The 10,256-nt window shown below is 74.3% G+C and carries 10 protein-coding genes; 4 read left to right on the top strand and 6 right to left on the bottom strand.

The window, feature by feature from the left end:
• Positions 1-137 precede the first annotated feature (137 nt).
• The 3 genes from otsB to EF903_RS21105 form a co-directional block, all read right to left on the bottom strand.
• Positions 138-980 (bottom strand): trehalose-phosphatase, encoded by an 843-nt coding sequence (gene otsB, locus EF903_RS21115; RefSeq protein ID WP_125545470.1) that lies wholly within the window; start codon positions 978-980, stop codon positions 138-140.
• A 57-nt stretch (positions 981-1,037) separates the two neighbouring features.
• On the bottom strand, positions 1,038-1,274 hold the full coding sequence (locus tag EF903_RS21110; RefSeq protein WP_125545468.1) for a DUF3263 domain-containing protein: 237 nt from the start codon (positions 1,272-1,274) through the stop codon (positions 1,038-1,040).
• Between the two features lie 106 nt (positions 1,275-1,380).
• Positions 1,381-2,682 carry an extracellular solute-binding protein gene (locus tag EF903_RS21105; protein WP_125545466.1) on the bottom strand — a complete coding sequence of 434 codons (1,302 nt, stop codon included), beginning with the start codon at positions 2,680-2,682 and terminating at the stop codon, positions 1,381-1,383.
• A 203-nt stretch (positions 2,683-2,885) separates the two neighbouring features.
• Between EF903_RS21105 and EF903_RS21100 the strand changes: the two genes are divergently transcribed.
• From EF903_RS21100 to EF903_RS21090, 3 genes are all read left to right on the top strand, one after another.
• A complete protein-coding gene (locus EF903_RS21100) occupies positions 2,886-3,779 on the top strand; it encodes an ROK family protein (RefSeq protein ID WP_260615709.1) in 894 nt (297 codons plus the stop codon).
• Positions 3,779-4,939 (top strand): N-acetylglucosamine-6-phosphate deacetylase, encoded by a 1,161-nt coding sequence (gene nagA / locus EF903_RS21095; protein ID WP_125545464.1) that lies wholly within the window; start codon positions 3,779-3,781, stop codon positions 4,937-4,939. The genes EF903_RS21100 and nagA overlap by 1 nt, the downstream gene beginning before the upstream one ends.
• 117 nt (positions 4,940-5,056) lie before the next feature.
• The gene (locus EF903_RS21090; protein WP_125545462.1) at positions 5,057-5,983 is read left to right on the top strand and encodes a 1-phosphofructokinase family hexose kinase; all 927 of its coding nucleotides are present in this window, start codon (positions 5,057-5,059) and stop codon (positions 5,981-5,983) included.
• A 64-nt stretch (positions 5,984-6,047) separates the two neighbouring features.
• Here EF903_RS21090 and EF903_RS21085 read toward each other — a convergent pair whose 3' ends face one another.
• Together EF903_RS21085 and cdgB are read right to left on the bottom strand one after the other, a co-directional pair.
• Positions 6,048-7,076: a carbohydrate-binding protein gene (locus tag EF903_RS21085; RefSeq protein WP_125545460.1), complete on the bottom strand. Its 1,029-nt coding sequence runs from the start codon at positions 7,074-7,076 to the stop codon at positions 6,048-6,050.
• A 68-nt stretch (positions 7,077-7,144) separates the two neighbouring features.
• On the bottom strand, positions 7,145-8,833 hold the full coding sequence (cdgB, locus tag EF903_RS21080) for a diguanylate cyclase CdgB (RefSeq protein ID WP_125545458.1): 1,689 nt from the start codon (positions 8,831-8,833) through the stop codon (positions 7,145-7,147).
• Positions 8,834-9,152: 319 nt separating this feature from the next.
• On the opposite strand from cdgB, the gene EF903_RS21075 reads away from it, so the two are divergent.
• Complete coding sequence (locus EF903_RS21075) at positions 9,153-9,722, top strand: flavin reductase family protein (protein ID WP_125545456.1); 570 nt, start codon at positions 9,153-9,155, stop codon at positions 9,720-9,722.
• Between the two features lie 48 nt (positions 9,723-9,770).
• Here EF903_RS21075 and arfB read toward each other — a convergent pair whose 3' ends face one another.
• Positions 9,771-10,196, bottom strand: coding sequence for an alternative ribosome rescue aminoacyl-tRNA hydrolase ArfB (arfB, locus tag EF903_RS21070; protein ID WP_125545454.1), 426 nt, complete (start codon positions 10,194-10,196; stop codon positions 9,771-9,773).
• Positions 10,197-10,256 lie beyond the last annotated feature (60 nt).

The following is a 10,256-nucleotide window of genomic DNA, read 5'->3' as shown; positions in this document are numbered from 1 at the left end:
GGCACGGGGCCCGGGGCAGAGCCCCGAAACCACCCACACGAGGCACCTCACCCCCCACACCCGCCGAATCCAGCCCCGCCGGCGCTTGAGGCGCGGGGCGCGGGGCAGAGCCCCGGAAGGGGCCGCGGGCGGGCCCGTCAGAGGGCGTTGGCCAGGGCTGCCAGGAAGGCCGAGACCGCGGCGGGGCCGGGGAGGACCAGGTCGGCCCGCGCCGCGAGCTCCGGGACCTCCTCCGAGCCGCTGCACACCAGCAGTCCCGGCAGCCCTTCGGCCCGCCTCTTCTCGACGGCCGCGTACGCGGCGAGGTCTCCGAGGTCGTCCCCGGCGTACAGCACCGTCTCGGCACCCGTCTCCGCGAGGTACTCGGTCAGGGCGACGCCCTTGTCCATCCCGGGCGGCCGCAGCTCCAGGACGGCCCGCCCCGGCTCGACGATCAGCCCGTGCCGGGCGGCCAGCTCGGCGAGCGGCTCCCGCAGGGCGGCGAACGCCGCGGCCGGGTCCTCGGCGCGCCGGGTGTGGACGGCGAGGGCGCGGCCCTTCTCCTCGATCCAGGTGCCGTGCCAGGCGCCGACGGAGTGCAGGAATCCGGGCAGCTCGGCCCGTACGGCGGCGACGCCGGGGTGTTCGGCCGGGGCGTGGACGCTGCCGCTGACGGCGTCCCACCGCTCGGCCCCGTAGTGCCCGAGCACCACCAGGTGCTCCAGTCCGGCGACCCCGGCGAAGCCCCCGAGGCGTACGGCGACGCCCGCCGGCCGGCCGGTGACGACGGCGACGGAGCCGACGCGCGGGGCGAGGGCGGCGAGCGCCGGGACGGCGTCGGGGTGGGCTCGGGCCTGGTCGGGGTCGGGGACGATGTCGGCGAGTGTGCCGTCGAAGTCGAGGGCGACCACGCTGCGGCGCGGGTCGCCGAGCAGGGCCGCGAGTCCCTCGCGGCCGGCGGCGGTGACGGGCATCGGCAGATCGTGCGGATGGCTCCCCATACGGACGACCCTAACGGCCGACCGGTACGACGGCTACGGCGCCCCCCGGGCGCGCCGTCAGCGGCGGGCTCGGCGGGCGTCGCGGATGCGGCGGAGGCGGTTGACCGTGCCGGGGGCGTGCGCGAGGGCGCGCGGGTCGTCCATCAGCGCGTTGAGCAGCTGGTAGTAGCGGACCGGGGTCATCCCCAGCCCCTCCCGTATCGCGCGCTCCTTCGCGCCCGGCCCGGGCCAGGCCCGCCCCTCGAAGGCGAGCACAGCGGCCTCGGTGGCCGTGAGCTGCTCTTCGTCCGTCATACGGCCAGATTAACGCCGCCCTCCGACACCCACCGGGGCCGCCGAGCTCGGGGTGGGTGCCGGGGGCGGAGACGTTGCGCGCCGGGCCGGTGCCCGGCCGCGCCGCTCAGCGCTTGTCCTCCGCGCGGGCGCGGACCGCGATCTCCTCCAGCACCTTCGCGGGCTGCGCGCCCGGCTGGACCGCCCTGCCGATGTTCTGCTTGACGCTCTCGCTGACCCCGGCCCAGGAGTTCTTGCCGACCGGGTACAGCCGGGAGTTCGGCAGGGCCTGGAGGAAGGGCTTCAGCTGGGCGGCGGAGCCGCCGTTCGCCGCTTCCATCGCCCGGAAGCCGCTGGTGGTGGCGGGGAGGAGGTCGTACTTGCGGGTGAAGGCCGTCACGTTCTTGGAGTCGTACACCCAGTCGAGGAACTTCCCGGACTCGGCGCGGTGGCCGTTCTTGAACGCCATGATCCAGTCGGCGACGCCCATGGCCGGCTGGGCGGTGCCGTCGGCGGTGGGCAGCGGCACCATGCCGACCTTCACGCCCTTCTCGGTCGCCTGCTTGATCAGGGTGGGGTGGCCGTTGAGCATGCCGACCTCGCCGCGCGCGAACGCGTCGAAGGCGGCCTGCCGGTCGGTCTTGCCCGGGTCGGCGGCGCCGGTCAGGCCCTGGCCGACCATCTTGTCGCGCAGGAACTCGAAGGCCTTGACGTTCTCCGCGGAGTCGATCGCGTACGCCTCTTCGTTGTCGGTGTAGCCGCCGCCGCCCGACAGCATCCACATCATCGTCTCGGCCTGCGCCTCCTCGCGGCCGAGCGGCAGCGCGAAGGGCGTCGGCACGCCGGCGGCCTTCAGCTTCTTGGCGGCGGCCTCCAGGTCGGCCCAGCTCTTGGGCTGCCACGGCGTCCTGCCGTCCTTGGGGATGACGCCGGCGTCGGCGAGGAGCTTCTCGTTGTAGAAGAGCAGGCGGGTGCTGGCGACGAAGGGCATGCCGTACTGGGTGCGGCGGACCTTGCCGGCCTCGGCGAGGGGCGCGAGGAAGTCGGCCTCGGTCTGGACGGACAGCAGCTCGTCGGCGGTGTGGAGCTTTCCGGCGGCGGCGTAGTCGGCGTAGGCGCCGATCTGCGCGATGTCGGGGGCCTTGCCCTCCTTGACCATGGCCGCGACCTTGGCGTCGACCTCGGACCAGGAGTAGACGCCGACCTCGACCTTGATGCCCGGGTGGGTCTTCTCGAAGCCGGCGGCGAGGTCCTTCCAGTAGGCGGCCGAGGAGTTCTGCGGATTGTCCCCGTACTCGGCCGCCACGACCCGGAGGGTCACCTCGTTGTCCCCGGTGAGGCTTCCGCAGCCGGTGAGCGTCACCGCCAGGCTCAGTGCGGCTCCGGTTGCGGCCAGGCTCAGGTAACGGCCCTTCACAGTTCTCGACACATCCCAGGTTGTACGTACGATCCACGTAAGGTCTACACCACTTTGGCCGCTGGTCCACATTCGGGCACGGTCGGCGGCCGGAATTTGTATGGCAGCTCAACAATCCCCTCCAATGGACTAGACCTTTCCCGTCGAAGCGAGCGAGACTGTCACCCGTGAAACCCGTGAAACACGTCATCGCCCTCGATGTGGGCGGCACCGGGATGAAGGCCGCCCTCATCGCCGAGGACGGCACCCTGCTGCACCAGGCGCGCCGTGCCACCGGCCGCGACCGCGGCCCGGAGGCCGTCGTCGGGACGATCCTGGACTTCGCCGCCGAGCTGCACGCGCTGGGCCGCGAGCGCTTCGGAGAGGCCGCCGTCGCGGCCGGCGTCGCCGTCCCCGGCATCGTGGACGCCGACACCGGGACCGCGGTGTACGCGGCCAACCTCGGCTGGCGCGACGTACCGCTGCGCACGCTCCTCGCCGCCCGGCTGGGCTCCCTCCCCGTGGCCCTCGGCCACGACGTGCGCACGGGCGGCCTCGCCGAGGGCCGCATCGGGGCCGGCCGCGGCGCCGACCGCTTCCTGTTCGTGCCCCTCGGCACCGGCATCGCCGGAGCCATCGGCATCGCCGGCCGCATCGAGGCCGGCGCCCACGGCTACGCGGGCGAGATCGGCCACATCGTGGTCCGCCCGGGCGGCCCCGCCTGCGGCTGCGGGCAGCGCGGCTGCCTGGAGACCGTGGCCTCGGCCTCCGCCGTCAGCCGCGCCTGGGCCGCGGCCTGCGGCGACCCGGACGCCGACGCCGCCGACTGCGCGCGCGCCGTCACGGCAGGCGACGCCGCGGCCCGCCGCATCTGGCAGGAGGCCGTCGACGCCCTCGCCGACGGCCTCGTCACGGCGATCACCCTGCTGGACCCCCGCACCCTGATCATCGGCGGCGGGCTCGCCGAGGCGGGGGAAGTCCTGTTCACACCGCTCCGCGCGGCCGTCGAGGAGCGCGTGACGTTCCAGCGGCTGCCCCACATCGTGCCGGCGGCCCTCGGGGACACCGCCGGATGCCTGGGCGCAGGGCTGCTCGCCTGGGACCTACTCGCCACGGAGGTACCTGCCTGATGTCCGGAAGCGCACACAGCACCGTTCTCTCCGGCGCGCGGGTGGTGCTGCCCACCGGGATCGTGGCGGGCGGCCGCGTCATCGTCGAGGGCGACCGCATCGCCGGCAGCGCCCGTGAGGACGCGACCGTCGCCGACCTCTCGGGACACTGGCTCGTCCCCGGCTTCGTCGACATGCACAACCACGGCGGCGGCGGCGCCTCCTTCACCTCCGGCACCGCCGAGGAGGTCCTGCGCGGCGTACGCACCCACCGCGAGCACGGCACGACCACCCTGGTGGCGTCCACCGTCACCGGCGACCTCGACGAACTGGCCCGCCGCGCCGGGCTCCTCGCCGAGCTCACCCAGCAGGGCGAGATCGCCGGGATCCACTTCGAGGGCCCGTTCATCAACCCCTGCCGCAAGGGCGCCCACAAGGAGGAGCTGCTGCGCGACCCCGACCCGGCCGAGGTCCGCAAGCTCGTCGACGCCGCCCACGGCGCGGCCCGCATGTTCACCCTCGCGACCGAGCTGCCGGGCGGTCTGGACTCCGTACGCCTCCTCGCCGAGCACGGGGTGATCGCCGCGATCGGGCACACCGACTCCACCTACGACCAGACCCGCCAGGCCATCGACGCGGGCGCGACCGTCGCCACCCACCTGTACAACGCCATGCCCGGCATGGAGCACCGCGCCCCCGGCCCGATCGCCGCCCTGCTGGAGGACGAGCGGGTCACCGTCGAACTCATCAACGACGGCACGCACCTCCACCCGGCGATGCTGGAGCTGGCCTTCCACCACGCCGGCGCCCACCGCGTCGCCCTGATCACCGACGCCATGGACGCGGCCGGCTTCGGCGACGGCACCTACCACCTGGGACCGCTGGAGGTGGAGGTGAAGGACGGCGTGGCCCGCCTCGTCGAAGGCGGCTCCATCGCCGGCTCCACCCTCACCCTGGACACCGCCTTCAAGCGGTCGGTCACCCTGGACCGGCTGCCCGTCGAGTCCGTCGTCCAGGCGATCTCCGCCAATCCGGCCAAGCTGCTGGGCCTGTACGACGAGGTGGGCTCGCTGGAACCCGGCAAGTACGCCGACCTGGTCGTCCTGGACGCCGCGTTCGACCTGAAGGGCGTCATGCGGCGCGGCGAATGGGTCGTCAGGCCCCCGGCCCTCGGCGGCTGAGCCGCCGATCGGGGGGTTCGGCGGCATCGGCGGACGGCGGACGGCCCGCGGGACTGGGCCGTCCGCCCGGTGTTTGACATGATCCCGGCACACACCGAGACCGGGACCCGAAGAACCATGATCCTGACCGTGACGCTGAACACCGCACTCGACGTCACCCACCGCGTGCCCAGGCTGATCCCGCACGCCACCCACCGCGCCACCGCCGTCACCGAACGGCCAGGCGGCAAGGGCCTCAACGTCGCCCGCGTCCTGGCCGCGCTGGGCCGGCCGGTGACCGCGACCGGCTTCGCCGGCGGCCGCACCGGCGCGGCCGTCCGCGAACTGCTCGCCGACTGCCCCGGCGTGACGGACGCCCTGGTCCCCTGCGCGGGCCCCACGCGCCGCACCCTGGCCGTCGTCGACGAATCGACCGGGGACACCACGCAGTTCAACGAGCCGGGCCCGGTGATCGGTTCCGGCGAGTGGGCGGAGTTCACGGAGCGGTACGGGGCCCTGCTCGCCGGCGCCGAAGCGGTGGCCCTGTGCGGCAGCCTGCCGCCGGGCGTGCCGGTCGGGGCGTACGCGGTCCTCGTACGGGCGGCCCGCGCGGCCGGCGTCCCCGTCCTGCTGGACACCAGCGGCGAGGCCCTGCGCCGCGGCATCGCGGCCCGCCCCGACATGGTCAAGCCGAACGCCGCCGAGGTCGCCGAACTCACCGGCTCCCGCGAGCCGGTCCAGGCCGGCCGCGACGCCCGCCGCCGCGGCGCCCGCGCGGTGGTGACCTCACTGGGCCCGCAGGGCCTCCTGGCCACCACCCCGGAGGGCACCTGGCAGGCGGCCCCGCCCCGCCCCCTGTCGGGAAACCCGACCGGCGCGGGCGACTCGGCGGTGGCGGGCCTCCTGTCGGGCCTGGTCGAAGGCCTGGACTGGCCGTCCCGCCTGAGCCGCGCGGTAGCCCTGTCCGCGGCAACGGTCCTCGCTCCGGCGGCGGGAGAGTTCGACCCCCGCACCTACGAAGAGGTACAGGGGTCCGTGCGCGTGACGGCGGCTCAGCCGGCCTGAAGCACGACTGCCGGGGCAGCCGGTCGGGGCGGGGCTCCCGCGGAGTGCCCCGGCCGGGTCGGCGTCAGCCGGCGGCGAGCCAGAACTGGTCGATGTTCACGTTGCACTTGTTGCCGGCCTCGCAGGACAGCTTCACCGTGTTGGTGCCCTCCTTGAGGCTCACCTGGCCCCAAGTGGTCTGCCAGCCCTTCTCCCAGTCGCCCTTCGGCTGCTTGGAGAAGTTCCGCATGCTGATCGGCTGAGGGTTCGGCTTCCCGTTGACGGTCAGCGTGCCGTCGGCATCCTCGCCCGGGATGCCGAACCGCACGTAGAAGCGGTAGGTGCCCCCCTTGGGCAGGTCCAGCGTCCACGTCACCGACGCGCCGACCTGGTTGAAGTTGCCGACGTACTGTCCGCTGGCCGACTTCGCGCCGGGCACCGCGTTCTGCAGCATGGCGCCGCCCGCGATGGCCATGCCCGGACCGCCCGCGTCACCCTTGGGCAGCCCAGGCTGGGGAGACGCCGACGGGCTGGGGGCGTCCGAGGGGCCGGGGTTCTGCGGCTGCGGCTGCTGGTTCTGCCCCTGGCCGTCCTTGCCGGCTTCGTCCTTGCCCGCGTCCTTGTTGCCGAACGTGAGCGCCGCACCGATGCCGATCACGACCGCACCCACGACCGCGACCGCGGCGATCAGCAGGCCCCGCCTGCTGGAGCTGCTGCCTCCGCGCCCGCGGCCGCCGTGGCCGCCCGTCCCGCCGCCGCCCGGCAGCGGCATCGCGGTGGTCGCGTGCGGCTGCTGCTGCGGCGGTACGCCGTAGCCGCCTGCCTGGAGGGCCTCCGGGGCCTGGTACTGGGCCTGGTAGCCCGGCGGCTGCTGCTGGGGGACGGCGCGCTGGCCGCCGTACGTCCGCTCGCCGACCGTGCGCACCTGGTTGTAGGAGGTGCGGGGGACGCCGGGCTGGCCGCCGACCGTCGGGCCGGGGTAGCTGTAGCCGCCGCCCGGCGGGGGCGGGGATGCTCCGGCAGCCTGGCCGTCCGCGTAGAGGTAGCCGAACGGGTCGTCGTCCTCGGGCTTGTTCGCCCCGCCGTTCGGGCCGTTGTTCGCGGGCGTCGTCATCGCAGGTCACTCCTTTCGACCCCCGGGAGCCTACCCCGAACACGTGCACCCACGGGCGGCCGACGGGGTCAGCCGGCCCGGCGGTGCGCCTTGGACCGGGACCGCTTCTCGATGTACATGCGCTGGTCGGCGGAGCGCAGGACCTCGTCGGCGGACATTCCGCAGCTGGCCCAGCCGATGCCGAAACTCGCTCCGACACGTACGGCGCGGCCGTCCACCCGGATCGGCGGGATGATCGCGTTCCGCAGCCGTACGGCGAGGTCGGCGGCGTCCGCGGCACCGAGGCCGTCGGCGAGGACGACGAACTCGTCGCCGCCCAGCCGGGCGACGGTGTCGCCGTCCCGGACGCCCGTCGTGAGGCGGCGGGCCACCTCGATCAGGACGGCGTCGCCGGTGTGGTGCCCGAACCGGTCGTTGATCGACTTGAAGCCGTCGAGGTCGCAGAAGAGGACGGCGAGTCCCTTCGTCCCGTCGTCCACCTCGGAGGCGGGCGCCACCGCGTGCACATGGTGGTCGTACGGGCCGGCCCCCGCCCCGGGCGCGCCGAGCTCGAACGGCTCGGGGTACCCCTCGTGCCGGTACGCGGCCCCCCCGCCCGGCCCGACCGCCGCGTCGGCGAAGGCCGCGCCGCCCTCGTACGCGGCGTCGAGCGCCTCCACCGCGCCCGCGCGGACCGCCTGCGGCATGCGGCACAGCCGTGAGGAGAGCCGCGCGCGCAGCTCCGCGCTGTTCGGCAGCCCGGTCAGCGAGTCGTGGCTGGCGCGGTGGGCGAGCTGCAGCTCGTGCCGCTTGCGCTCCTCGATGTCCTCGACGTGGGTCAGCAGGAAGCGCGGCCCGTCCGCGGCGTCCGCGACGACCGAGTTGCGCAGCGACACCCACACGTACGTGCCGTCGCGCCGGCCCAGCCGCAGCTCGGCCCGGCCGCCCTCGGCGGAGGTGCGCAGCAGGGTGCCGATGTCCTCGGGGTGGACGAGGTCGGAGAAGGAGTACCGGCGCAGGACGGAGGCGGGGCGGCCCAGCAGCCGGCACAGGGCGTCGTTGGTGCGCAGCAGCCGCCCGTGCTGGTCGCCGCCCATCTCGGCGATGGCCATGCCGCTGGGCGCGTACTCGAAGGCCTGCCGGAACGACTCCTCGCTGGCGCGCAGCGCCTGCTGCTCGCGCTCCAGGCGGACGAGGGCGCGCTGCATGTTCGCGCGGAGCCGGGCGTTGCTGATCGCGATGGCTGCCTGGAAGGCGTACATCTGCAGGGCCTCGCGGCCCCACGCGCCGGGGCGGCGGCCGTTGCGCGGCCGGTCGACGGAGATCACGCCGAGGAGCTCGCCGCCGGAGGCGTACATCGGCGCGTAGAGCCGGTCCTCGGGGTGCCACTCGTCCTCGAACCTGGGGTCCGGCCCGTCGGTGTGCCACTGGGGGACGTCGTCCTCCAGCAGGATCCAGCCCTCGGTGTGCGGGATGAAGCGCAGGCCGTCCCAGTTCTCACCCATCGTCAGGCGGCGCTCCCAGGAGCTGCGGGAGCCGACGCGGCCGGTGATGAGCGCTTCCGCCGCGGGGTCGCCGGCGAACGCGGCGACGACGAGGTCACCGTCGGGGCGTACGAGGTTGACGCAGGCGAGCTGGTAGCCGAGGCCGGTGACGATGCCGTCGACGACGGTCTGCAGGGTGTCGGCCAGGCTCCTGGCCGTGTTGAGCTCGGCCACCACCCGGTGCAGCTGCCGCAGGGTCGCAAGACGGACGTACGGCTCTGACTCGGTCTCCATCGCTCGCTCTCCCCGAGACCTCGACAGCAACTCCAGTTTTGTCATCGGCGTTTCGTTGCGGTGTCCCGACCACTGAATCACAGTGAGCTGTGCGGCAGGTACACAGGGTCAACAAATCTTGCCGTCTGTGACTCAAGTCACATGAGATGACCGCAGGCGTCCGGTTACGGCTCCCGCGGCGGCGCGGCGCTCCCCCCTTCTCCTTCCGGCGGCGGCGCTCGGCACGCCCGGGCAGGGCCGGGCCTAGGCCAAGGGTCCGGGGCCGGTTAGGCCCGGGGCCCGATGTGCGCCGTGGGAGGGCGAGACTAGCGTTCCCGACGTGCTGAAGACGACTCCCCTGCCCGCGCCGCCCGCCGCCACCCCGCATCCTGAGGGGGTGAGCCACGACGAGTTCCGCGCCGCGATGAGCAGACTGGCCGCGGGCGTCTGCCTGATCACCTCCCACGAACCGCCGCTCGCGCCGGGCGGGCCCCCCGGGGAGGACGTCGGCATGACCGCGACCGCCTTCGTGTCGGTCTCGCTGGACCCGCCGCTGGTGATGGTCAGCGTCCGCGAGGGCTCGCGGATGGACGACCTGCTGGCCGAGCAGCCGCTGTGGGCGGTCTCCGTCCTCGCCGACCACCAGATCCAGGTCGCGAGCCGCTTCTCGATGAAGGGCCGCATCAGCGACCGGCTGCTCTTCGCCGACCTGCCGTGGGAGCGCGGCGAGCTGTCGGGGTCGCCGCTGCTGACGGACGCCCTGGCCACGCTGGAGTGCCGCACCGAGAACCGGGTCCCGGCCGGCGACCACACGCTCGTCGTGGGGCGCGTCCTCGCGGCCCGGTGCCCCGCGCCGGACGCCGCGCCGCTGGCGTACTTCCGCGGCCGGTACCGGCACCTGGCGCCCTGACGGCGGCCGCGCGCCGCAAGGCGGGCAGACGGGCCGACGGGCCGGCCGCTACCAGTCGCGGCCCGAGCGGCCCCGCTTGGTCTCGGCGCGGGCCTTCTTCTCCCGCAGCCGCCGCTCGTTGATCCCCTTCGGGATCTTCGTCGCGCGGCGCGGCTTCGGCGGCGGCGCGGTCGCCTCCGCGAGCAGGGACGCCATCCGGACCAGCGCCATCTCCCGGTTGCGCAGCTGCGAGCGGTGCTCGGAGGCCCGTACGGACAGGACCCCGTCGACCAGGCGGGACGCAAGCCGCTCCAGGGCCCGCTCCTTCCACACCTGCGGCAGCGCCTTCGTCGCGGCGAGGTCGAAGAGCAGCTCGACGCGCGAGTCCGAGGTGTTCACGTGCTGCCCGCCCGGCCCGGAGGAACGCGAGAACCGCCACGAGAGCTCCGCCTCGGGGAGCACCACGGAGCCGCGGATGACATGGGGACCAGGCATGCCCCCATGATCCCGCCCCCGCCCGGCCCGCGTCACCCGCATTTCCGGGCACCCCGCGGC

The sequence above is a fragment of the Streptomyces sp. WAC05292 genome (genome assembly GCF_003949955.1).
GTDB lineage: Bacteria > Actinomycetota > Actinomycetes > Streptomycetales > Streptomycetaceae > Streptomyces > Streptomyces globosus.
This window is presented reverse-complemented; position numbering and strand designations above follow the sequence as displayed.

What these genes read in the sequence shown, in the direction of transcription:
- EF903_RS21085 (WP_125545460.1), bottom strand. Translation starts at nt 7,076, where the DNA reads ATGACGACGCCCGCGAACAACGGCCCGAACGGCGGGGCGAACAAGCCC.
- EF903_RS21110 (WP_125545468.1), bottom strand. Translation starts at nt 1,274, where the DNA reads ATGACGGACGAAGAGCAGCTCACGGCCACCGAGGCCGCTGTGCTCGCC.
- otsB (WP_125545470.1), bottom strand. Translation starts at nt 980, where the DNA reads ATGGGGAGCCATCCGCACGATCTGCCGATGCCCGTCACCGCCGCCGGC.
- arfB (WP_125545454.1), bottom strand. Translation starts at nt 10,196, where the DNA reads ATGCCTGGTCCCCATGTCATCCGCGGCTCCGTGGTGCTCCCCGAGGCG.
- EF903_RS21090 (WP_125545462.1), top strand. Translation starts at nt 5,057, where the DNA reads ATGATCCTGACCGTGACGCTGAACACCGCACTCGACGTCACCCACCGC.
- cdgB (WP_125545458.1), bottom strand. Translation starts at nt 8,833, where the DNA reads ATGGAGACCGAGTCAGAGCCGTACGTCCGTCTTGCGACCCTGCGGCAG.
- EF903_RS21100 (WP_260615709.1), top strand. Translation starts at nt 2,886, where the DNA reads ATGAAGGCCGCCCTCATCGCCGAGGACGGCACCCTGCTGCACCAGGCG.
- nagA (WP_125545464.1), top strand. Translation starts at nt 3,779, where the DNA reads ATGTCCGGAAGCGCACACAGCACCGTTCTCTCCGGCGCGCGGGTGGTG.